Annotated in this window: 20 protein-coding genes; 2 read left to right on the top strand and 18 right to left on the bottom strand. The window is 69.4% G+C overall.

Features of this window, described 5'->3' with window-relative positions; genetic code table 11:
* The first annotated feature begins 56 nt into the window (after window positions 1-56).
* Window positions 57-1112, top strand: a complete 1056-nt coding sequence (locus QZH52_RS05615) for a carbon-nitrogen hydrolase family protein (protein WP_301805232.1) — start codon at window positions 57-59, stop codon at window positions 1110-1112.
* Window positions 1113-1136: 24 nt separating this feature from the next.
* A complete protein-coding gene (locus tag QZH52_RS05610) occupies window positions 1137-2198 on the top strand; it encodes a phenylacetaldoxime dehydratase family protein (RefSeq protein WP_301805229.1) in 1062 nt (353 codons plus the stop codon).
* An 8-nt stretch (window positions 2199-2206) separates the two neighbouring features.
* Here the strand turns inward: QZH52_RS05610 and QZH52_RS05605 are convergent, their stop codons facing one another.
* The 18 genes from QZH52_RS05605 to QZH52_RS05520 all read right to left on the bottom strand — a co-directional run bounded on the left by QZH52_RS05605 (window position 2207) and on the right by QZH52_RS05520 (window position 21313).
* Window positions 2207-2641: an acyl-CoA thioesterase gene (locus tag QZH52_RS05605; RefSeq protein ID WP_301805226.1), complete on the bottom strand. Its 435-nt coding sequence runs from the start codon at window positions 2639-2641 to the stop codon at window positions 2207-2209.
* A complete protein-coding gene (locus QZH52_RS05600) occupies window positions 2638-3177 on the bottom strand; it encodes a MarR family winged helix-turn-helix transcriptional regulator (RefSeq protein WP_286368490.1) in 540 nt (179 codons plus the stop codon). Before QZH52_RS05600 ends, QZH52_RS05605 begins: the two co-directional genes overlap by 4 nt.
* Window positions 3174-3947, bottom strand: a complete 774-nt coding sequence (locus QZH52_RS05595) for an SDR family NAD(P)-dependent oxidoreductase (RefSeq protein ID WP_301805221.1) — start codon at window positions 3945-3947, stop codon at window positions 3174-3176. The genes QZH52_RS05600 and QZH52_RS05595 overlap by 4 nt, the downstream gene beginning before the upstream one ends.
* A gap of 56 nt (window positions 3948-4003) precedes the next feature.
* Window positions 4004-4753, bottom strand: a complete 750-nt coding sequence (locus QZH52_RS05590; RefSeq protein ID WP_301805219.1) for an SDR family NAD(P)-dependent oxidoreductase — start codon at window positions 4751-4753, stop codon at window positions 4004-4006.
* A gap of 3 nt (window positions 4754-4756) precedes the next feature.
* Window positions 4757-6355, bottom strand: a complete 1599-nt coding sequence (locus QZH52_RS05585) for an ATP-dependent acyl-CoA ligase (RefSeq protein WP_301805217.1) — start codon at window positions 6353-6355, stop codon at window positions 4757-4759.
* Window positions 6345-7082: an ABC transporter ATP-binding protein gene (locus QZH52_RS05580; protein WP_286535410.1), complete on the bottom strand. Its 738-nt coding sequence runs from the start codon at window positions 7080-7082 to the stop codon at window positions 6345-6347. Before QZH52_RS05580 ends, QZH52_RS05585 begins: the two co-directional genes overlap by 11 nt.
* Entirely contained in the window at window positions 7079-8863 is a 1785-nt protein-coding gene (locus QZH52_RS05575; RefSeq protein WP_286535408.1) for a branched-chain amino acid ABC transporter ATP-binding protein/permease, read from the bottom strand. Before QZH52_RS05575 ends, QZH52_RS05580 begins: the two co-directional genes overlap by 4 nt.
* A complete protein-coding gene (locus QZH52_RS05570; RefSeq protein ID WP_286526745.1) occupies window positions 8860-9915 on the bottom strand; it encodes a branched-chain amino acid ABC transporter permease in 1056 nt (351 codons plus the stop codon). Before QZH52_RS05570 ends, QZH52_RS05575 begins: the two co-directional genes overlap by 4 nt.
* A gap of 217 nt (window positions 9916-10132) precedes the next feature.
* Window positions 10133-11290 carry an ABC transporter substrate-binding protein gene (locus QZH52_RS05565; protein WP_301805209.1) on the bottom strand — a complete coding sequence of 386 codons (1158 nt, stop codon included), beginning with the start codon at window positions 11288-11290 and terminating at the stop codon, window positions 10133-10135.
* Between the two features lie 42 nt (window positions 11291-11332).
* Window positions 11333-11803 (bottom strand): aromatic-ring-hydroxylating dioxygenase subunit beta, encoded by a 471-nt coding sequence (locus QZH52_RS05560; protein WP_301805207.1) that lies wholly within the window; start codon window positions 11801-11803, stop codon window positions 11333-11335.
* Window positions 11800-13110 carry an aromatic ring-hydroxylating dioxygenase subunit alpha gene (locus QZH52_RS05555; RefSeq protein ID WP_301805204.1) on the bottom strand — a complete coding sequence of 437 codons (1311 nt, stop codon included), beginning with the start codon at window positions 13108-13110 and terminating at the stop codon, window positions 11800-11802. The genes QZH52_RS05560 and QZH52_RS05555 overlap by 4 nt, the downstream gene beginning before the upstream one ends.
* Window positions 13111-14253 carry an ABC transporter substrate-binding protein gene (locus QZH52_RS05550; protein WP_286535401.1) on the bottom strand — a complete coding sequence of 381 codons (1143 nt, stop codon included), beginning with the start codon at window positions 14251-14253 and terminating at the stop codon, window positions 13111-13113.
* Window positions 14254-14406: 153 nt separating this feature from the next.
* Window positions 14407-15561 carry an ABC transporter substrate-binding protein gene (locus QZH52_RS05545; RefSeq protein ID WP_286535399.1) on the bottom strand — a complete coding sequence of 385 codons (1155 nt, stop codon included), beginning with the start codon at window positions 15559-15561 and terminating at the stop codon, window positions 14407-14409.
* Between the two features lie 145 nt (window positions 15562-15706).
* The gene (locus QZH52_RS05540; RefSeq protein ID WP_301805197.1) at window positions 15707-16444 is read right to left on the bottom strand and encodes an SDR family oxidoreductase; all 738 of its coding nucleotides are present in this window, start codon (window positions 16442-16444) and stop codon (window positions 15707-15709) included.
* On the bottom strand, window positions 16441-17253 hold the full coding sequence (locus tag QZH52_RS05535; protein ID WP_286526754.1) for a cyclase family protein: 813 nt from the start codon (window positions 17251-17253) through the stop codon (window positions 16441-16443). Before QZH52_RS05535 ends, QZH52_RS05540 begins: the two co-directional genes overlap by 4 nt.
* A gap of 18 nt (window positions 17254-17271) precedes the next feature.
* Window positions 17272-18522 carry an SDR family NAD(P)-dependent oxidoreductase gene (locus tag QZH52_RS05530; RefSeq protein ID WP_301805194.1) on the bottom strand — a complete coding sequence of 417 codons (1251 nt, stop codon included), beginning with the start codon at window positions 18520-18522 and terminating at the stop codon, window positions 17272-17274.
* Entirely contained in the window at window positions 18519-19688 is a 1170-nt protein-coding gene (locus QZH52_RS05525) for a thiolase family protein (RefSeq protein ID WP_301805193.1), read from the bottom strand. Before QZH52_RS05525 ends, QZH52_RS05530 begins: the two co-directional genes overlap by 4 nt.
* Window positions 19685-21313: an AMP-binding protein gene (locus QZH52_RS05520; RefSeq protein ID WP_301805191.1), complete on the bottom strand. Its 1629-nt coding sequence runs from the start codon at window positions 21311-21313 to the stop codon at window positions 19685-19687. The genes QZH52_RS05525 and QZH52_RS05520 overlap by 4 nt, the downstream gene beginning before the upstream one ends.
* Window positions 21314-21320: the final 7 nt, after the last annotated feature.

The following is a 21320-nucleotide window of genomic DNA, read 5'->3' as shown; positions in this document are numbered from 1 at the left end:
TGCCACCGCGCTAACCCGGATGCCGCGGGCCCCTTCCACCCCTTTGGAGAAACGCCATGTCCAGCACCACCCATCCCCGCCTGCGCGTCGCCGCGGTGCAGGCCGCCCCCGTCTTCCTCGACCTCGACGGCACCATCGACAAGACCATCGACCTGATGGCCCAGGCGGCCGGCCAGGGCGTGCAGCTGATCGCCTTTCCCGAGACCTGGGTGCCCGGCTATCCGTGGTGGATCTGGCTCGATTCGCCGGCCTGGGGCATGCAGTTCGTGCAGCGCTATCACGACAACGCCCTGGTCGTCGGCTCGCCCGAGTTCGACCGCATCCGCGAGGCCGCGCGCAAGCACCGCATCTGGGTCTCGCTCGGCTACAGCGAGAAGGCCGCCGGCAGCCTCTACATCGCGCAGGCCCTGATCGACGACCAGGGCAACACGCTGCAGACCCGGCGCAAGCTCAAGCCGACGCACGTCGAGCGCACCGTCTTCGGCGAAGGCGACGGCTCGGACCTCGCCGTGGTCGAGACGGCTATCGGCAACATCGGCTCGCTGTCGTGCTGGGAGCACCTGCAGCCGCTCAGCAAGTACGCGATGTACTCGCAGAACGAGCAGATCCATTGCGGCGCCTGGCCCAGCTTCTCCCTCTACCGCGGCGGCGCCTACGCGCTCGGCGCCGAAGTCAACAACGCCGCCAGCCAGGTGTACGCGGCCGAGGGCCAGTGCTTCGTGGTGGCGCCCTGCGCCACGGTGTCGAAGGCGATGCACGAACTGCTGTGCACCGATGCCGGCAAGCAGCAGATGCTGCTGGTCGGCGGCGGCTTCGCGCGCATCTACGGACCCGACGGATCGCCGCTCGGCAAGAACCTCGCCGAGGACGAGGAAGGCCTGGTGGTGGCCGACATCGACCTCGGGATGATCTCGCTGGCCAAGGCCGCCGGCGACCCGGCCGGCCACTATTCGCGGCCCGACGTGACGCAGCTGCTGTTCAACAGGAAGCGGCGCGAGCCGGTGGTGCTGCAGGGCCCGGCCGAGCCCGAGAAGGCAGCCGCCGAGCCGGTGTCCACGCCGGTGGAAGCGGCTGCGGCTGCGGCCGTCGCCCGCCAGCCGGTCGTGGCCTGAGCCGCCGGCTCACAGGGAAGCGCCATGGAATCCGCCATTGCCGAGCACCTGAAATGTCCGCGCACCCGGCACCGCCGGGTGGAGGACGACTACACGCCGCCCTACCCCGTCTGGTCGGCTCGCGCAGCCGCCGGCGTGGGCCAGGTGGTGATGGGCTACTTCGGCGTGCAGTCGCGCGGGCCCGAACTGCAGGGCCGCGCCTGCGCCGCCCTGATGCAGATCGCGCGCGACTTCGGCCTCGCCGACGGGCCGGGCCACCACGACCTGGCGCACTTCGTCGACGCCGAGGGCTTCGACAACATGATCGCGATCGCCTACTGGAGCGACCCGGCCGCCTTCGGACGCTGGTGCGCCACGCCCGAGATCGACGACTGGTGGCGCTCGCCGGCGCGGCTCGACGACGGCCTGGGCTACTTCCGCGAGATCGCCTCGCCGCGGGCCGAGCACTACGAGACCATGTTCAGCACGCCCGACCGCTTTGAGGGCGTGGGTGTCGTGATGGGCGGCGGGGTCAGCGGCGAGATCCAGGAGCATGGCTACTGGGGTTCGATGCGCGACCGGATCCCGTTGTCGCAGACCGACGCGATGGTGGCATCGGGAAGCCGCAGCGCGATCCCGGCCACGCCCGCGCCGGGCCAGCGCGTGCGCATCGCGGGCCACCAGAACGTGGCGATGATCCGCTCGGGCCAGGAATGGACAGACACCACCGGCAAGGAGCGCACCCTCTACCTCGAGGACATGGAGCCGACGTTGCGCGAGGGCATGGACTTCCTGCGCGACCAGGGCCTCGCGATCGGCTGCTACAGCAACCGCTACATGCACCACCTCGACGCCAGGGGCGCGCCGCTGCAGAAGTCCTTCGGCCTGAGCTTCTGGCGCTCGCTGGCCGACATGGAGCGCTGGGCCGAGTCGCATCCCACGCACGTGGCGATCTTCGGCAGCTTCATGCGCTATGTGCAGGAGCTCAACTTCGAGCTGCAGCTGCGCGTGTACCACGAGGTGTCGGTGCTGAAGATGGACGAGCAGAGCTACGAGTACATCAACTGCCACCCGCGCACCGGGCTCATGAACGGCCTGGCGGCCTGAGCGAGGACTCAGCCCTCGTCGGGCACGCCGCGCAGGATCGCATCGCGCAGCGCCGCGGGGATCTCGAGCGCGCGATGCGTCTCGAGCGAGGTCGTCACCAGCACCTGGCGCATCTGCATGCGAAGTTCGCCGGCGGCGCCCACGCACTGCAGCGCCAGGGTCAGCGAGCGTGTGCCGAGGCGCTCGACCACGAGCGCCAAGGTCACGCTGTCGCCGAAGCGGCTCACGGCGCGGAAATCGGCCTCGACCCGCACGGTCGGCAGGCCGATGCGCTGTTCGACGATCAGCCGCTGGTAGCCCACGCCCATCGCATTCACCCAGTCTTCGACCAGGCCGTTGAACATCACGAAGTACTGCGGGTAGAAGACGATGCCCGCCGGGTCGCAGTCGGAAAAGCGGATCAGCCGTTCACGACGGAACGCCCGGGCGGCGGCGTCGCTCACGCCGGCTCCTCGCCGCCGGCCTCGTTGCGCATCACGTGCACGCGCAGCTGCCCCAGCTGGCTGTGCAGCTGCTTCACGGTCTTCATGTCGAGCCCCGAGAACATCTCGAGGATCCATTGCTCGTGCTCGCTGGCCATGGCCTCGAAGCTGCGCCGGCCCTTGGGCGTGAGGCTCACGATCCAGGCCCGGCGGTCGTCGGGGCTGGCGGTGCGCGAGACCACGCCCTCGCGCTCGAGTTCGTCGGTGAGCCCGGTCACGTTGCCGCCCGTGACCATCAGGTAGCGCGACAGCACGCGCATCTTGAGCCCGTCCTTGTAGCGGTAGAGCTGGGCCATGTAGTCGAAGCGCGCCAGCGTGATGTCGAAGCGCTCGCGCAGCCGCTTGCGGATCTCGGCCTCGATCTGCGTCGTGCTGGCCAGCATGCGCAGCCAGAGCTTCAGCACGGCGTGGTCGTCGTTGCCGGCGCGGGCCTCGTGGCCCAGTTCCTCGGCGTCGCTGAGCGCCGCGTGCGACGGGTCGTTGGTGCTGTCGATCATGTGACTTCTCCCCCCGACACCGAGATCGACTGGCCGGTGACCGAGGCCGCAGCCTCGCCGCAGAGCCAGCGCACCGCATCGGCCACCTCGGCCGGCTGCACGATGCGGCGCTGCGGATTGACGACCGCGAACTCGGCCAGCGCATCGGCTTCGCTGCGGCCGGTCTTGCCGACCACGTTGGCGACGCTGTTGCGCAGGATGTCGGTGTCGGTGTAGCCGGGGCAGACCGCGTTGACCGTGACGCCCTTGCGCGCCACCTCGAGCGCCAGCGAGCGCGTGAGCCCGATCACGCCGTGCTTGGCCGCGGTGTATGCAGCGACGTAGGCGTAGCCCTTCTGGCCCGCGGTGCTGGCGATGTTGACGATGCGGCCCCAGCCGGCATCGAGCATGTCGGGCAGCGCCGCCTGCGCGCAGAGGAAGCTGCCCGTGAGGTTGACGCCGAGCATGCGCTGCCAGAGCTCGACCGAGGTCTTGAGGAAGGGCGCGCTCTCGGCCTGGCCGGCGTTGTTGACCAGGATCTCGACCGGACCCGACGCCGCACGCAAGGCTTGGAAGGCCGCGCGCACTGATTCGGCATCGGCGACATCGACCGCGGCCACGCCGTGCCCGCTGCCCGCCAGTTCGCTGCGCACGCGCTCCAGCGCGGCGCTGTCGCGGCCGAGCAAGGTGACACGGGCGCCCTCGGCCGCCAGGGTGCGCGCGATCTCGGCGCCGATTCCACGAGCCGCGCCGGTCACGACCGCGTGGCGCCCATTCAGTGAATTTTTCATGGCTAGCAAAACCGTTGACAACTAAACATTTTAACCACGGGTGCTTTTTTGGGGGCTCAGCGCATCGACCGGCCGCCATTGAGATCGAGCGTCGTGCCCGTGACGAAGGCCCCGGCCGCCGAGGCCAGGTAGACCACGGCTGCCGCCACTTCCTGCGCCTCGCCGAAGCGGCCGAGCGGGATGCCGCGCAGCAGCGCCTGCTGCCGCTCCGGCGCCATGGCGTCGAGCAAGGGGCTGCGGATCGCCGCCGGCGCCAGCGCATTGACCGTGACGCCATCGGCCGCCAGGGCCTGCGCGAAGGAGCGGGTCAGCGCGATCAGCCCGGCCTTCGAGGCCGCGTAATGGGCGCCGGTCGCCGCGCTGGCCTGCTGGCCTGCGATCGACGTCAGGTTGACGATGCGGCCCGCACCGCGCTCGCGCATGTGGCGTCCGGCGATGCGGCAGCCGAAGAAGCTGCCGCGCAGGTTCACCGCCATCACCTCGTCCCATTCGCCGGCCGTGATGTCCCAGAGCGAGGTCGAGGGCGTCAGCGCGGCGTTGTTGACCAGCAGGTCGATGGCGCCGAAGTGCTGCACGGCGGCCTCGAAGCTGCGTTCGAACGCGGACTCGTCGCGGACATCGAGCGCCATCGCGATGCAGCGGTGGCCGGCGTCGCGAAGGCCCGCCGCCACCGCCTCGGCGGCCGCAGCGTCGACATCGGCCAGCATCACGCCGGCGCCCGCCTGCGCCAGCCCCAGCGCGATCGCGGCGCCCAGGCCCTGCCCCGCACCCGTCACGAAAGCCGCCTGCCCGTCGAGGGAGAACATGGCTCAGCCTTTGGCGCGTGGGGCGCCCGGCCCGCGGTCCCAGGTGGCGGCCGACACGCCGCGCTCGCGCAGCTTGTACTTTTGCACCTTGCCGTTCTCGGTGCGCGGCAGGTCGTCGAGCAGGTCGACATAGCGCGGCACCGCGAAGTACGGCAGGCGCGACTCGCAGAATCGCATGAGCTCGGCCGGCTCGATCACGCTGCCGTCCCGCGCCACCAGCGCGGCCATCACCTCGTCCTCGGCCAGTTCGGAGCCCACCGGGTAGACCGCGCAGGCAGCGACCGCCGGATGGCTCAGCAGCACCTGCTCGACCTCGAAGGAGGAGATGTTCTCGCCGCGGCGACGGATCGCGTCCTTGATGCGATCGACGAAGCGGAAGGCGCCGTCGGCCTCGCGCAGCACGCGGTCGCCGGTATGGAACCACAGGTTGCGCCAGGCCTCGACCGTCTTCTCCGGCATGTTGAAGTAGCCGCTCGCAAAGGCGTAGGGCTCGTCGGCGCGCAGCAGCAGTTCGCCGGCCTCGCCCGCTGGCAGTTCAGCGTCGTCGGCATCGGCGACCCGGGCCTGGAAGCCCGGCCGCAGCCATCCCATGACGCCGCCGCGCGGCGAATCGGGGGCGGTGGCGATCGCGAAATTGGTCTCGGTCGAGCCGTAGCCTTCGAGCAGGCGCACGCCGGTGCGTGCGAAGAAGGCCTGCCCGGCCGCCGCCGGCACGCCGGGGCCGAGCCCGGTGCGCACGCGGTGCTCGCGCTCGCCGGGCCCTTCGGGCTGGGCCAGCAGGATCGGCACCATAGCACCGAGCAGGTAGACCACCGTGGCGCCGCTGGCCCGCATCGAAGGCCAGAAGCCCGAGGCCGAGAAGCGCGACTCGAACACCACCTCGGCGCCCGTGAGCGCGGCCTGCGAGAAGGTGTTGAGCGCATTGATGTGGAACAGCGGCAAGGTGGTGCACAGCACGTCGTCGGCGCCGACGCCGAGCACCTCGGCGCTGTTTACGCCCCACCAGAAATACTGGGCATGCGGGCAGACCACGCCCTTGGCCGGGCCGGTGGTGCCCGAGGTGTAGAGGATGGCGAGCGGGTCGCCGGGCTGGACCGCGGCCGGCGCGATCGCCTCGGCGCCTGCCGGCCAGGGCACCAGGCGGATACCTTCGGGAGGCTGCCAGCTGCCGGTCGCTTCGCCGATGACCCAGATCGTCTGCAACGCCGTGCGCGCCAGGTCGGCGGTGTGCAGCCTTTGGAGCAGATCGGCCTCGATCACCAGCAGCCTGGCCTCGCTGTTGGCCAGGAAGTATTCGAGCTGGGGGCCCATCGACGCGGTGTTGACCGGCACCGCCACGGCGCCGAGCCAGCCGGCGCCGAGGAAGGCTTCGACGAACTCGATGCGGTTGCCGCTCATGAGCGCCACGCGGTCGCCGCGCGTCACGCCGCATTGCGCCAGCGCCCCGGCGCGGATGGCGGCGGCCGCGGCCGCATCGGCATGCGACCAGCTGCGGCCCGCGACCCTGAGCAGGGGCCGCTGCCCGAACTCGGCCGCTTGCCGCTGCAGCATCGCAGGCAGGGTGCGCTGCGCCGCCGGCAGCTGGCGCGGCTCAATCGTCATCGTGGGTGCCTCCGCCGAGGTAGGTGGCCTGCACGCGCGGATCGCTCTCCAGCTGCTCCGAGGGCCCCGACAGCGCGATCTCTCCGGTCTCCAGCACATAGCCGTGGTCGGAGCTCTCGAGCGCGGCGCGCGCGTTCTGCTCGACCAGCAGGATCGACACGCCGTCGTCGCGCAGCTTGCGCACGATGGCCAGGATGTCGCGCACGATCAGCGGCGCCAGGCCCAGGCTCGGTTCGTCGAGCATCAGCAGGCGCGGCGCCGACATCAGCGCCCGGCCGACCGCGAGCATCTGGCGCTCGCCGCCCGACAGCGTGTCGGCGCGCTGCGAGCGCCGCTCCGCCAGCCGGGGAAAGCGCTCGTAGACCTGCTGCAGCTGGCGCTTGAGCGCAGCGCTCGCCAGCCGCTTGGAGTAGGCCCCGAGCTGCAGGTTGTCGAGCACGCTGAGCTCACCGAACAGCTCGCGCTTCTCGGGCACCAGGCACAGGCCGCGCTCGACCCGCGCCTCGACATCGAGCCCGTGCAGGTCCTCGCCCTCGAACTTCAGGATGCCCTTGCTCGGCAGCAGGCCCATCGCGGCGGCCAGCAAGGTGGTCTTGCCGGCGCCGTTGGGGCCGATCACCGAGATGATCTGGCCGTGTTCGAGCTTCAGCGTGACGCCGCGCACCGCGTCGACCTGGCCGTAGGACACGTGCAGGTCGCCGATTTCAAGCATGGTCGAGCCGCTCATACGACGCTCCCCAGATACGCCGCCTGCACCCGTTCGTCGGCCCGCACCGCCGAGGGCACGCCCTCGACCAGCTTGGAGCCGAAGTTCATCACCACCAGCCGGTCCACCAGTTTCATCACGAAATCCATGTCATGTTCGACGATCAGGATCGTCACGCCGTCCTCGCGCAGCTTGCGCAGCAGCTCGCCGAGCGCCATCTTCTCCTTGCGCCGCAAGCCGGCGGCGGGCTCGTCGAGCACCAGCAGCACCGGGTCGGCCGCCAGCGCCCGCGCAATCTCGAGGATGCGCTGGGTGCCCAGCGGCAGGCTGCCTGCGAGCTCATGCGCCCGGTCGCCGAGGCCGATGCGGTCGAGCTGCCGCTGCGCCTCCTGCAGGATCTGGCGCTCCTCGGCGCGGTCGAGCCGCAGGCCGGCCTTCAGCACGCCGGCGTTGGTGCGCGAGTGGGCGCCGAGCGCCACGTTGTCGAGCAGGCTCATGTGCGGGCGCAGCTTCACGTGCTGGAAGGTGCGCGCCAGACCCAGGCGCGCCACCGTGCGCTGCGGCAGGCCGGCGATGTCCTGGCCGAGGAAGCGCACCTGGCCCGCGGTCATCGGCAAGGTGCAGGTCAGCAGATTGAACATCGTCGACTTGCCGGCGCCGTTGGGTCCGATCAGGCCGACGATCTCGCCCGCCTTGACGTCGAAGCTCACGTCGTTGACCGCCACCAGGCCACCGAAGCGCTTGACCGCCCCGGTCACCGTCAGGATCGGCGAGCCGCGATCGGGCAGCGTGCGGTGCGCGAGCGGCTCGACCGGCGTCGCCGACGCCTGCGCCGGCGCGGCGCTGAAGCGGCCTCGGGTCCAGCGCCGGACGAAGCCCATCAGGCCGCCGCGCGCGAAATGCAGCAGCAGGATGAACAGCGCCGCGAAGGCCACCGCCTCGAGCTGGCCGGCGCGCTGCGTGAGCATCGGCAGCACGTCCTGCAAGCCGTTCTTGAGCACCAGCACCAGGGCCGAACCGACCAAGGCGCCCGCAAGCTGCCCGAGACCGCCGGCCACCGCCATCAGCAGGTATTCGATGCTGGCGCGGACGTCGAAGGGCGACGGGCTCACGAAGCGGTTCATGTGGGCATAGAGCCAGCCCGCCAGGCCCGCGAACAGCGCCGCCGTCACGAACAGCGTGAGCCGCACGCGGTAGGCGTCGGCGCCGACGCTGGCCAGCAGCGTGGCGCCGCCGCGCAGGCTGCGGATAGCGCGGCCCGGCCGCGACTGCAGCAGGTTCTGGCTGAACAGGAAGGCCAGCCCGACCAGCACCCAGATCAGGTAGTAGATGGCGCGCGGGTCGGCCAGCGACCAGCCGCCGATGCGCAGCGGCGGGATGTTCGACAGTCCGGTGTGGCGCCCCAGCGCATCGACGTTGCCGAACAGCATCGCGATCGACAGCCCCCAGGCGATGGTGCTGAGCGGCAGGAAGTGCCCGCCCAGGCGCAGGGTCAGCATGCCGATGGCCAGCGCGGATAGGCCGGTCAGCAGCAGCGCGAACAGAAGGCCGATCCAGGGCGACATGCCCTGCGTGGTGGTGAGCCAGGCGGTCGCATAGGCCGCGATGCCGACGAAGGCCGCCTGCCCGAAGGAGGTGGCGCCGCCGATGCCGGTCAGCAGCACCAGCCCCAGCGCGACCAGCGCGCCGATGCCGATGTCGTTGAGCAGCGAGACCGTGAAGTTGCCGGCCAGCATCGGCGCGATGGCCAATGCGACGACGATCACGCCGATCCAGAAGTTGCGGTTGCGAAGGAGGCTCATTGGTCCACCTCGTCTTCTTCCTCTTCCGAATGCACGCTCATGAAGGAGCGCAGCATCAGCACCGGGATCAGCAGGCTGAAGACGATCACGTCCTTGAGCGCGCCGCTCCAGAACGAGGCGAAGCTTTCGACCACGCCGACCGCGAGCGCGCCGATGGCGGTCATCGGGTAACTCACCAGGCCGCCGATGATCGCGGCCACGAAGGCCTTGAGGCCGATGATGAAGCCGGAGTCGTAGTACATGGTGGTGACGGGTGCGATCAGCACCCCGATCAGGCCGGCCAGCAACGAGGCGCTGCCGTAGGCCAGCAAGGCGGTGCGCGCCGGCCGGATGCCGACCAGCCGCGCACCGACCCGGTTGACGGCGGTGGCGCGCAGCGCCTTGCCCGCCACCGTGCGCTCGAACACCAGGAAGAACAGGCCGCTCAGAACGATCGCCGCCCCGACCATCAGCACCACCTGGCCGCTGACCGAGAAGCCGTCGCCAAGCGCGATGCTGCCACTGGCGAGCGGCTGGGTGCGCGAGCCCTCAGGCCCGAAGAACAGCAGGCCCAGGCCCGACAGCAGGAAGTGCAGCGCCAGCGAGACGATCAGCAGCACCAGCACCGACGCATCGGCGATCGGCTGGAACACGACGCGCGCCAGCAGCGGCGCGATCGGCACCACCAGCAGCACCGTGACCGCGATCTGCACGGCCGCCGGCATGCCGGGCCGCGAGGTGGCCCAGGCCAGCAGGCAGGGCAGCAGCGGCAGCACGCCCCAGGCCAGGATCGCCTTCGGCACCTTGCGCCCTTCGCCGCGCCGCAGCAGGCTGCCGACTTCGGTCAGCGTGGCCAGTGCGGCCAGCACCATCACCAGTCCGATGGTCGGCGGCAGGCGGCCGGTCTCGAAGGCCGCCAGGGTCAGCGCGGCAAAGGCCGCGATGTCGCCGAAGGGCACGAAGACCACTCGCGTGACGGAAAAGATCAGCACCAGCCCGAGCCCTGCGAGCAGATAGACCGCGCCATTGGCGAGCCCGTCGATGCCCAGGATGAGCGCCACGTCCCATGTCATTGAAATGCCCTTCGAAAAATGTTGCCCCCACGCTCCCCCACTGCGTGTGGGTCGCTGCCCCCCGAGGGGGCCGCAGGCCGCCTTGGGGCGGCCCGGCGCCGGCCTGTGTGGCCCCCACGCTCCCCCACTGCGTGTGGGTCGCTGCCCCCCGAGGGGGCCGCAGGCCGCCTTGGGGCGGCCCGGCGCCGGCCTATGTCCGCACCACTCTCAGCCTTTCTCATGGCGCCAATTTCCATTGGCCGTTGTCGAGCTTGACGATCACGCGCGCACGCTCGTCGACGCCATACAGGTTCCCCGGCTTGAAGTTGTAGACCCCATGCGTGCCCACCACTTCCTTGGTGCTGGCGATCGCATCGCGCAGCGAGAGGCGGAACTCGGGCGTCCCGGGCTCGCCCTTGGCGCGCGCGGCGGCATCGGTGAAGACCAACCAGCCGTCGAAGGAGTAGGCCGAAAAGGCATCGCTGGTCGGCGCGTTGTTGACCTTCTGGAAGGCGGCGCGAAAGTCCATCGCGATCTTCTTGGTCGGGTAGCCCTCGGGCAGCTGCTCGGCGACGATCACCGGGCCGGTGGGCATCAGCGCGTTCTGTCCCGAGGCGCCGACGACCCGCACGAAGTCGGGGTTGATCAAGCCATGCTGGCCATACACGGGTCCCTTGAAGCCGCGCTCGGTCAGCGCCAGGAAGGGCAGCGCGCCCGGCGTGCCGGCGCCGCCGGTCATGACCGCATCGGGCTTCATCGCGACCAGCTTCAGCACCTGGCCGGTGACCGAGGCGTCGGCGCGCGCATAGCGCTCGTTGCCCAGCACCTTGATGCCAGCCTCGGGAGCCGACTTCATGAGCGCGTTGTAGACCAGGTCGCCCCAGGCGTCGGAAAAGCCGATGTAGCCGACCGACTTGACGCCGTCCTTCTTCATGCGCTGGACCACCGCGTCGATCATGAGCTGGGTCGGCTGCGCGACCGTGAAGACCCAGGGGTTCTCGGCCGCATCGAGCTGGATCGGCGTCAGGCCGATCATCGGCACCTTGGCATCGCGCCCCACCTGCGCCATCGCGATCGCGGCCGGCACGCCCGAGGTGCCCATCAGCACGTCGACCTTGTCTTCCTCGACCAGCTTGCGCGCATTGCGCCCGGCGGTGGTCGGGTCGGAGCCGTCGTCCAGCACGATCAGCTGGATCTTGCGGCCGTTGACCTCGGGCTTGTAGGCCAGCGCGGCCTGCATGCCCTTGGCGTAGGGAACGCCGAGCGAGGAGTTGGGGCCGGAGAGCGAAACGCTGAGGCCGACCTTGAGGTCGGCGGCGATCGCCGTCGCCGTGAGGCCGACGCCCAGCGCGGCCGCCAGCGCGCTGCGGGTCAAGGTCTGCATCAAGCTCTTCATGTCGTGGGCTCCTGGTGGGTGGAAATGAAATGAGCGGATCGCTCAGATGAACAACTGGATGGCCGGCAGCGCCTGCCCGGCATTGAGAAGGTCGACCCGCTTCTGCCGGATCGCCCAGCCGGAGGCCGTGCGCACCAGCAGATGGCGATAGCTGCCGGCGAGCATCAGCTGCTGCTCGCCGCGGGCCTCGACATAGAGGAAGGGGGTGCGCAGCACCAGCTCGCCGCCTGCGGCGTCGTCGCTCTCGATGCGGGAACGCTGCAGCACGTGCTGGCACCGGCTCGCCGGATGCTGCGAATGGGCGCGCGGGTTCTTGAGACGCTCGATGCGCAGCTGCAGCAACAGCCGGTCCTCGTAGGCGATCGAGTTGTGGGAGTAGGGGTCGGCCTGCGCCGCGCCCTGCAGCGGCACCCAGTAGTGGCCGTCCTCGGTGAACAGGGCCAGCCAGTCGTCGAAACGGCCGGCGTCGAGCAAGGCGGCCTCGGCCGCGACGAAGTCTTCCGGCGTCGTCATGCGGCAGCCGCCATGTACCGGGCCCAGGCGCGGAACTGATTGCGCATCAGCAGTTCGTTGGTGCCGTTGGTCGTGATCGTCGACTGCTGCAGTTCCGAGGGATCGAAATCGCGGTGCAGGCTGACCCACTCGTTGCCATCGGCGCGCAGGCCCTGCTGCATGCTCTCGAACAGGTGCACGTCGTCGTGGGCCACCACCGACATCGGCGAGAAGACCAGCCGGTTGTAGTTCATTGCGCGCTCGAACAGCAGGTCGGGCGCGCCGGCGGCGCGGAAGCTCCAGGCCTCGATCAGCGTAAGGTTGGCGGCCAGCGGCCGGATCACGCGGATCGCCTGCGGCGAACCCTTGACCGACAGGCTGGGGAAGAACACCGAGTTCTGCGGCGAGCGCTGCAGGATCTCGACGGCGCGCTCGGCGCCGTGCGCATCGCGCATCGCCTGCTCGTAGTCGGGCAGCTGGGCGTAGTTGGAGTGGATGCTGAAGTTGACGCCCAGCACGCTGTGACCGTTGGCGAACACCCGTCCGCCCATCTTGTCGAAGAAGTCGTAGCCCGAGCCGAAGGGCAGGATCTGCTCCATCGCCATCGGCTTGGGCGCATCGGGCGCGCGGCCCTGCCACAGCGCATCGGCCGCCTGCGTGGCCGACTCGTGGGTCGACATCGGATGCACCGTGTCGTTGATGTTCTCGAGGTACATCTTCCAGTTGCAGTGGATGATGTTGCGCAGCACGCCGCCGCCGACCGCGAGCCGGCCCTCGGGCGAGCGGTCGACCATGTTGTCGATCGCGCCCACCACCTCGCCGAAGAATTCCTCGAAGCCCGGCCCCTCGTCGGACAGCCGCACGAAAACGAAGTCGCGGTACACAGCCGTGTGCTTCAGCTCGGTCAGGCCCTGCCCCGACTCGCACTCTTTCAGCCGCGTGCCTTCATAGCCGCTCTTGAGCGGGATCGCGAGCGGCGCGCCGTCGAGCTTGTAGGTCCAGGCGTGATAGGGGCAGCGAAAGAACTTGCCGGTGTTGCCGCTCTCGTCGGTGACCAGCCGGCTGCCCTTGTGGGCGCAGCGGTTGTAGAACACGCGCACCGCGCCATCGGCCTGCCGCACCATCATCACGGGCCGGCCGGCCAGCTCCAGCGACCAGAAGTCGCCGCTGTTCGGCACCTGGCTCGCATGGCCCGCGTAGAGCCATGTGCGGGCAAAGAGGCGCTCCTGCTCGAGCGCAAACAGCTCCTCGCTCAGGTACAGGTCGCGATGCACGCGATCGTCCTGGACGAGCGCGGCAATCGCATCGGGCCGGTCGCGATAGTTCATCTATGGAACCAGCTTCCACTGGCCCTTCTCGCTGCGCACGATCACCACCGCGCGCTGGTCGGAGCCGTAGCGGTTGTCGGGCTTGAAGTTGTAGATGCCGTGGGTGCCGGCAAGCTCCTTGGTGCTGACGATCGCATCGCGCAGTGCCGTGCGATAGGCCGGCGTGCCGGGCTCGCCCTTGGTGCGCGACGCCGCGTCGGCCAGCAGCAGGTAGGCGTCGTAGGTGTAGGACGAGAAGGCGTCGTTCGGCGCCGATCCATTGGCCTTCTGGTAGGCGCTGCGGAAGGCCATCGAGACCTTCTTGATCGGGTTGCTGTCGGGCAGTTGATCGGCCACCAGCACCGGGCCGCTCGGCACCTGGAGACCTTCGATGGAGGCGCCGCCGACGCGCACGAAGTCGGCGTTGATCAGGCCGTGCGTGCCGTAGATCTGTCCCTTGTAGCCGCGCTCGGCCAGCGCCAGGTAGGGCAGCGCGCCGGGCGTGCCGGAGTTGCCCGCGAACACCGCGTCGGGGCGGGTCGAGATGATCTTGAGCACCTGGCCGGCGACCGAGGAATCGCTGCGCGCATAGCGCTCGTTGGCCACCACCTTGATGCCGGCCGCCTCGGCGCTCTTCATGAGCGAGTCGTAGGCGAGGTCGCCGAGCGCGTCCGAGAAGCCGATGAAGGCGACCGTCTTCACGCCCGACTTCTTCATGCGATCGACCACCGCCGCGACCATCAGCGGGAAGGGCTGCGACACGGTCACGGTCCATGCGCCCTCGGGCCCGGGAATGGTGACCGGGGTCGGCGAGATCAGCGGCGTGTTGAGCTCGCGCGCCACCGCCGCGATCGCCATCGCGCCGGGCACGCCCGAGGTGCCGATCAGCACGTCGACCTTGTCCTCGACCACCAGCTTGCGCGCATTGCGCCCGGCGGTGGTCGGATCGGAGGCATCGTCGAGCACGATCAGCTCGACCTTGTGGCCGGCCAGCGCCGGGTGCTCGGCGATCGCAGCGCGGATGCCCTTCTCGTAGGGAATGCCGAGCGCCGACACCGGCCCCGAGAGCGAGCTGATGAAGCCGACCTTGAGGTCCGCGGCTGTGGCTTGAGCAGCAGCGAAGGCAACTGCCGTGGCGCTGAGAAATCGAAGGAAGGGACGCATGATCAATTTGTTCCGGTATGCAAAGCGGTCAACCGCCCGCACTCAATGCAAGGGACATTCCAGGAATACCGCGGAACCGGCTATGCCGGGCCGCTGGTATTGCCCCCGGTCGGGGGTGGGCGGCTACACGAAGTGAGCCAACCTGGGGGCGAGCTAAGGAACCAGCTTCCATTGGCCTTTTTCGAGCTTGACGATCACGCGGGAGCGCTCGTCCGAACCGTAGCGGTCGTCGGGCTTGAAGTTGTAGACGCTGTGGGTGCCGACCAGCTCCTTGGTGTTGACGATCGCGTCGCGCAGCGCCACCCGGTAGGCCGGCGTGCCGGGCTCGCCCTTGGCGCGCGCGGCGGCATCGAGGAACAGCAGCCAGGCATCGAACGAGTAGGCCGAGAAGGCATCGGTCGGCGGCGCGCCGTTGGCCTTCTGGTAGGCCGTGCGGAAGTCCATCGAGACCTTGCGGATCGGGTTCGAGTCGGGCAGCTGCTCGGCCACGATCACCGGGCCGGTCGGAGCCAGCAGGCCTTCGACGGACGGGCCGCCGACGCGCACGAAGTCGGGGTTGATCAGGGCGTGCATGCCGTAGATCTGGCCCTTGTAGCCGCGCTCGGCGAGTGCCAGGTAGGGCAAGGCACCGGGTGTGCCCGAGGTGCCGGTGATCACCGCATCGGGCTTGAGCGCCACGATCTTCAGCACCTGGCCCGTCACCGATGAATCGGCGCGCGCATAGCGCTCGTTCGACACCACCTGGATGCCGGCCGGCTCGGCGCTCTTCTTGAGCGCGTCGTAGACCAGGTCGCCCCAGGCGTCGGAGAAGCCGATGTAGCCCACCGTCTTGACGCCCGACTTCTTCATGCGCTCGACCACCGCACTGACCATCAGCGGCGCCGGCTGCGGCAGCGTGACCATCCAGGCGCCGTCGTCGCCCGGCAGGTTGGCGTTGGCGATAGAGATCAACGGCGTCTTGGTCTCGCGCGCCACCGCGGCGATCGCGAGCGCTCCGGGCGAGCCGGCGGTGCCGATGATGACGTCGACCTTGTCCTCGTCGATCATCTTGCGCGCGTTGCGGGCAGCGGTCGACGGGTCCGAGGCATCGTCGAGCTGCACCAGCTGGATCTTGCGGCCGTTGAGCTCCGACTTGTAGGCCACCGCGGCCTTCATGCCCTTCTCGTAGGGGATGCCCAGCGAGGACACGGGCCCCGACAGCGAGGTGATGAAGCCGACCTTGAGGTCGGCGGCCAGCGCCGTGGCGTGGAAGGCGCCGAAGCCGGCCGCAAGGCCCGCCAGTGCGCAGAGTCGGGTCAAGACTTTCATGCAAACCTCCTCAGGTTGGAGACAAACGACGAAGCGGGGACTTCAAACAAGAACATGATTTATGAAATGTTTAAGTGTCAAGAATGCTAATGAAGCAATGCTGCGATGGCAAGGGAAAGAACCATGAGTTCGCGGTCGATCGGTGTCAGAGCGCGAGGCTGCCGACGCTCGTTCCGCCGCACACGTACAGCACCTGCCCCGTGACGAAACCGTTCACGGGATCGGCAAAGAAACGCACGGCCCGTGCCACGTCGGCGGACTCGCCAAGGCGCCGCACCGGCACCGACGCGGCGAGCGCGCGCTCGCGCTCGCTGCCGGCCTCGACGACGTCATAAAACATGTCGGTGCGGATCGGCCCTGGGGCGACCACGTTGACCGTGATGCCCTCGGGCGCGAGCTCGAGTGCCCAGGTGCGCGCCATGCCCAGCATGCCGGCCTTGGTCGCCGAATAGCTGGTGCGCGTCTGCAGCCCCAGCGCCGCACGCGACGACAGCAGCACCACCCGGCCGAAGCGCTGCGCACGCATCGCCGGCAGTGCCGCCTGCACCAGCTGGATGGCACAGCCCAGGTGCAGGTCGACCAGTGCGTCGAGGTCGTCGAGCTTGACGTCGGAAATCAGCGCCGGGCGGATGACGCCGGCGTTGTGCACCACGGTGGTCACTTCGAAGCGCCGCACCAGTTCGGCCGCGGCCTGCGCAGTGGCGGCGCGATCGGCCAGGTCGACCTCGATGCTGTGCAGCTTCGGATGGTCGATATCGCAATGCCGGCGTGCCAGCGAGACGACTTCGTACCCTTGCGCGAGCAGGTCTTCGCAGATGACCTTGCCGATGCCGGCGCTGCCGCCGGTGACGGCCGCGACCTTGTTGGCGGACACAGGCGTCATGCGGCAGCTCCCACCAGGGCGAGCACGCGCAGCGGACTGCCGCTGCCCTTCTCGATCTTGAGCGGCGGGCAGATCAGCACCGCGCCGGCGGGCGGCAGCAGGTCGAGGTTGCTCAAGCACTGCAGGCCATAGCGACCGGCGCCGTGCATGTAGTAGTGGCACGGGTACGGCGGGCGCAGGTGGTAGCCCTGGCCGGCGTCGGTGCCGATCGCCTCGGAGCCGAAGCCGATCACGTCGCGCTCCTCGACCAGGAAGCGCACCGCCTCGGTGCTCGGGCCCGGCGTGTGCTGGCCGGTTTCGTCGAAGTTCTGGTAGGCCTCGGGGTCCTGGCGCTTCGACCAGTCGGTGCGCATCAGCGCCCAGGCACCCTTCGGAATGCGGCCGTGCAGGCTCTCGTAGCGTTCGATATCGGCGATGCTCAGCAGGTAGTCGTCGTCGCCCTTGACCTGTTCGGAGCAATCGATCACGCAGGCCGGTGCCACGAAGTGCTGTACCGGAATGGTGTCGACCGAATTGTTCGGCAGGTCGCGGCCCGAGATCCAGTGGATCGGCGCATCGAAGTGGGTGCCGGTGTGCTCGCCGCACGAGAAGTTGTTCCAGTACCAGCCGGGCCCGCGCTCGTCGTACTTCGACACCTCTTCGATGCGGAAGGGCCAGCACTGGCCCATCTCGGGCGGCAGCGCGATCTGCGGGAACTCGGGTGTCAGGGTCTGCGTGAGGTCGACCACGCGGATGCGGCCGCTGGCCATCGCGCTCACCAGCCCGCCGAGGATCTCGGCGGCGGACATCAGTTGGGTTGTCGTCGTCATCGTGTGTTGCTCCTGCTTCTAGCCACCGGCCGCGAGTTCGCGCTCAAGGATCTTGGGGTTGTCGCGCCAGCGCTCCAGCCACTCCTGCGCCACGTCGCCGGGGTACACGTCCTCGACACCGTCGCGCAGCGCCTTCACGATGGCGTTGGCCAGCGCGCTGCCGGCCAGCTTGGGAGGCGGCGTGTGCTGGTTCCATTCGTCGTCGATCGGCCCCGGGAACACGTTGATCACGCGGATGCCGGCCGGCCGCATCTCGGCGCGCAGGCACTGGGCCAGCGAATGCGCCGCCGCCTTCGAGGCGCTGAAGGTGCCGTGCGGCGGGAAGTTGCTGAGCGCGTAGATCGACAACAGGTTGACCCAGGCGGTGGCGCCGGTCGCGCCGTCGGCCGAGCGGCCCTTGAGCGCCGGGCCGAACTCCTGCGCCAGGCGCAGCAGGCCGAAGTAGTTGATGTCCATCTCGGCCTTGGCGACATCGGTGCCGCGCCGCGACCCGATGCCGAAGCTGCGGTGCACCTCGGCGTTGTTGATCACGATGTCGACCTTGCCGCCGATCTCGCCGGCCAGCTCGCTCACCGAGCGGCCGTTGGTGAGGTCGAGCGGCACCAGCGTCACCTGCGGCAGCGCCGTGATGTCCTCGAGGCCGCCCATCTTCTTCCACGGCTCGGCATGGCCGACCCAGACGATGTCGGCGCCGGCCTTGACCAGCGCCCGCACGATCGCCTGGCCGACCTCGGTCTTGCCGTCGGTGACCAGCACCTTGCGGAACTTCGGATCGCTGGTCATTTCCCTCAGCATCTTGTCGTCGGCCATATGGGCGCTCCCTTCGTTCGGAAATCCAATCAATACCGCCTGTCCGGCGCGGTCGAGCCGGGCGCCCACGCGCACGCGCGCCGGCGCCTCGCCGACCTCGCCATGCAGGTGGACCATCAAGGTCGGCCCGGCATCGAGCTGCACCAGGCCCAGCCGCCAGGGCAGCCGCTCGCGGAAGAAAAGGTCGTTGCTGTGGTGCAAGGTGGTGCTGCTGAGCAGTGCGCCTTCGCCGTTCTGCTCCTGCCAGTGCAGGCGGGGCGACAGGCACTTGTGGCAGGCCTCGCGCGGCGGGTACTGCACGGTGCCGCAGTCCTCGCAGGTCTGGAGTTCGAAGCGGCCTTCGGCGGCGGCCGCGGTGATGCCCAGCGCCACGCGGCCACGGGCCCACGGCGGCAGGTTCATCTGCCGGGTGCGCAGCACCGGGTTCTTGCGCTTGGGGCGCATCAAGGGCATGGTCATGCGGGTCTCCCCAGAATCACCGCGCCGGTGCAAAGGCAGCGGTCGTAGGTCACCATGCCGAAGCCGGCGACCAGGCCGAGTTGCGCATCCGGCACGGCACGTGGGCCGGCGGTGTCCGTCAGCTGCCGGATGGTCTCGGTCATGCCGAGGAAGCCCCCCGCCGCACCGGCCTGGCCCGCCGAAAGCTGGCCGCCGCTGGTGTTGTTCGGAAAGCTGCCGTCATGCGTCATCGTGTGCGATTGCACGAAGGCCGAGCCCTCGCCCTTCTCGCAGAAGCCGAGGTCTTCGAACTGCATCATCACGATCACCGGGTAGTCGTCGTAGGTCTGGACGAAGTCGATGTCGGCCGGCTGCACACCGGCCTGGGCGTAGAGGTCGTCGCGGTCGCGGCGCCACCCGCCTCGAACCATCACCGGATCTTCCGAGTAGGCGTTGTGGCGCTCGATCGCGCCGCGGATCACCGCATGCGCCAGGCCCAGGTCGCGCGCCCGCTCTTCGCTCATCACGAGGAAGGCCTCGGCCCCGGCGCAGGGCATGACGCAATCGAAGAGATGGATCGGATCGGAAATCGGCCGCGCCGCGATGTATTCGTCGAGCGTCAGCGGCTTCTTGAACATCGCGTCCGGGTTCTTGAGCGCATTGCTGCGCTGGTCGACGCAGATGCGGCCGAAGTCCTCGCGCGTGGCGCCGAAGGTGCGCATGTAGTGCGCCGTGATCATCGCGAAGATCGAGTTCGGGCCGCCCGAGCCATACGGATAGGTGGCATCGCGTGCAAAGTTGCTGAAGCTGCCCAGCGTCTGGCGGAACGAGTCGACATGGTTGGTGTCGGCCGCGACGCAGGCCACCACGTCGGCGTCGCCGGCCTGCACCGCGCGCGCCGCACGCCGCAGGCACATCACGCCCGAGGCGCCGCCGGTCGGCATGTGGTCGAGCCAGCGCGGCGACAGGCCCAGGTGCTGGGTCACGCCGACCGCGGTGTCGGGCGCCAGCGAGAAGCTGCTGACGCAGAGGCCGTCGATCTGCTCCTTCTTCAGCCCGCTGGCCTTGACCAACGCCTCCATGGCCTGGCCGAGGAACCAGTGGGCGCCGAGGGTCGAGTAGCGCTGGTAGGGCACGGTGACGGGCACCGCGACCGCCACGCCGTCGTAGGACATCCGCCTTGTCATGACTGCCTCTTTTTCATCGCCCGGGTGTCGATGCAATTCGCCTGCCCCGGCAGCGCATGCGCCAGTTCGCGCAGCTGCCCGCGCTGGATCTTCTGCGAGGCCGTGAGCGGCAGCGCGTTGACGAAGGCGACGTAGCCCGGCGCCTTGTAGTACGCCAGTTGGGCCAGTGCATGGTCGACGATGCTGGCGGCCAGTTGTTCAGGCGCGGAAGCACCGGCGTTTTCGCGCAGCACGATGCAGGCCAGCACTTCGTCGCCCCGCACCGCATCGGGCGTGGCTGCCACGGCGGAGGTTTTCACGGCCGGGTGCTGGTTCAGCACGCTCTCGACTTCGACGGCGGAGATGTTCTCGCCGCTGCGCCGGATGACGTTCTTCTTGCGGTCGACGAAGAAGAAATTGCCCTCGGCGTCGCGGCGCACCAGGTCGCCGGTGTGGAACCAGCCATCGGCCCAGGCCTCGGCGGTGGCTTGCTCGTCCTTCAGGTAGCCCGAGAAAAAGCGGGCCCGCGGATCCGCGCCGGCTGAACGCACCAGCAGCTCGCCGGGCGCATCGGCTGCGACGTCGCGGCCCTCGTCGTCGACCAGCCGCACTTCCATGAAATCCGGTTGCCGTCCGAAGCAGCTGGTGCCGACCAGGCGCGGCTCGCGGTTCGCCATCACGCAGGCGGCGGCGCCGGTCTCGGTCATGGCCCAGGCCTCGACCAGCGGAAAGCCGAAGCGCTGCTCGAAAGGCGCATGGTTCTTGCGGTCGACGCCAGCGCCGAAGCCCCAGCGGATCGCGTGGTCGCGATCGGACGGCGACGGCGGCGCGGAGAGGAGCATCGCGGGCATCACGCCCAGGTAGTGCGCAATGGTCGCCCCCGACTCACGCGCGCTCTGCAGCCAGCTCTTCGGATGGAAGCGATCGAGCTGCACCAGGCAGCCGCCCGCGACCAGCACCACCATGGTCGAGAACGCCATCGCGTTCATGTGGTTGAGCGGCAGCGGCGTGATCACGCGCTCGGCATCGCGGCGGATGCCGCAGACGCCGTCGAGCGCCGCATACCAGTCGCCCGCGCACAGGAAGTAGGCGTTGGACAGGATGCAGCCCTTGGGCCGGCCGGTGGTGCCCGAGGTATAGAGCAGAGCACATTCGGTGTCGGCGCCGATCGGCCGGCCGGCCTGTGGGGCCGCGCCTCGCGCCGGCGGGATCGCGTCGACCGCTTCCGCCTCCATGGTGTCGAAGGCGATGCCTGCCTCGGCCGCCGCCGCCCGCAGGTCTGCTGCCCGCTCGGGCAGCGTGACTGCGAGGCTGATCTCGCTGTGGCCGATCAGGTAGATCAGTTCGGCCGAACGCATCTCGGCATTGATCGGCACCACGCTGGCACCCAGCGCATTGAGGGCGAACCAGTGAAGCAGGAAGGCGGGCCGGTTTTCGAGCAGCAGCCCGACGCGGTGGCCGTGGCCGTAGCCCGCGGCGGCGTAGGCACTGCGCAAGCGCTCGACCGCCGCCGAGGCCTCGCCCCAGCGGATCGCGCCGGCTGGGATGCCGTATGCCGCTGCGGTCACCGACTCGGTGAACAGGAACTCGGCCCCCGGGGTGCGGCGGGCCGTGGCGGCGAAAACAGCGTGGACGGTGGCGTGCATGGCGTGT

It is taken from the genome of Variovorax ginsengisoli, from assembly GCF_030486595.1.
Taxonomy (GTDB): domain Bacteria; phylum Pseudomonadota; class Gammaproteobacteria; order Burkholderiales; family Burkholderiaceae_C; genus Variovorax; species Variovorax ginsengisoli_B.
Note: the sequence above shows the minus strand (reverse complement) of the source record. Positions and strands in the feature narration are given on the sequence as shown.

Excerpts from the sequence above, each read along its gene's own strand:
- QZH52_RS05615 (WP_301805232.1), top strand. The coding sequence starts at position 57 with ATGTCCAGCACCACCCATCCCCGCCTGCGCGTCGCCGCGGTGCAGGCC.
- QZH52_RS05610 (WP_301805229.1), top strand. The coding sequence starts at position 1,137 with ATGGAATCCGCCATTGCCGAGCACCTGAAATGTCCGCGCACCCGGCAC.
- QZH52_RS05600 (WP_286368490.1), bottom strand. The coding sequence starts at position 3,177 with ATGATCGACAGCACCAACGACCCGTCGCACGCGGCGCTCAGCGACGCC.
- QZH52_RS05595 (WP_301805221.1), bottom strand. The coding sequence starts at position 3,947 with ATGAAAAATTCACTGAATGGGCGCCACGCGGTCGTGACCGGCGCGGCT.
- QZH52_RS05590 (WP_301805219.1), bottom strand. The coding sequence starts at position 4,753 with ATGTTCTCCCTCGACGGGCAGGCGGCTTTCGTGACGGGTGCGGGGCAG.
- QZH52_RS05585 (WP_301805217.1), bottom strand. The coding sequence starts at position 6,355 with ATGACGATTGAGCCGCGCCAGCTGCCGGCGGCGCAGCGCACCCTGCCT.
- QZH52_RS05580 (WP_286535410.1), bottom strand. The coding sequence starts at position 7,082 with ATGAGCGGCTCGACCATGCTTGAAATCGGCGACCTGCACGTGTCCTAC.
- QZH52_RS05575 (WP_286535408.1), bottom strand. The coding sequence starts at position 8,863 with ATGAGCCTCCTTCGCAACCGCAACTTCTGGATCGGCGTGATCGTCGTC.
- QZH52_RS05570 (WP_286526745.1), bottom strand. The coding sequence starts at position 9,915 with ATGACATGGGACGTGGCGCTCATCCTGGGCATCGACGGGCTCGCCAAT.
- QZH52_RS05565 (WP_301805209.1), bottom strand. The coding sequence starts at position 11,290 with ATGAAGAGCTTGATGCAGACCTTGACCCGCAGCGCGCTGGCGGCCGCG.
- QZH52_RS05560 (WP_301805207.1), bottom strand. The coding sequence starts at position 11,803 with ATGACGACGCCGGAAGACTTCGTCGCGGCCGAGGCCGCCTTGCTCGAC.
- QZH52_RS05555 (WP_301805204.1), bottom strand. The coding sequence starts at position 13,110 with ATGAACTATCGCGACCGGCCCGATGCGATTGCCGCGCTCGTCCAGGAC.
- QZH52_RS05550 (WP_286535401.1), bottom strand. The coding sequence starts at position 14,253 with ATGCGTCCCTTCCTTCGATTTCTCAGCGCCACGGCAGTTGCCTTCGCT.
- QZH52_RS05545 (WP_286535399.1), bottom strand. The coding sequence starts at position 15,561 with ATGAAAGTCTTGACCCGACTCTGCGCACTGGCGGGCCTTGCGGCCGGC.
- QZH52_RS05540 (WP_301805197.1), bottom strand. The coding sequence starts at position 16,444 with ATGACGCCTGTGTCCGCCAACAAGGTCGCGGCCGTCACCGGCGGCAGC.
- QZH52_RS05535 (WP_286526754.1), bottom strand. The coding sequence starts at position 17,253 with ATGACGACGACAACCCAACTGATGTCCGCCGCCGAGATCCTCGGCGGG.
- QZH52_RS05530 (WP_301805194.1), bottom strand. The coding sequence starts at position 18,522 with ATGACCATGCCCTTGATGCGCCCCAAGCGCAAGAACCCGGTGCTGCGC.
- QZH52_RS05525 (WP_301805193.1), bottom strand. The coding sequence starts at position 19,688 with ATGACAAGGCGGATGTCCTACGACGGCGTGGCGGTCGCGGTGCCCGTC.
- QZH52_RS05520 (WP_301805191.1), bottom strand. The coding sequence starts at position 21,313 with ATGCACGCCACCGTCCACGCTGTTTTCGCCGCCACGGCCCGCCGCACC.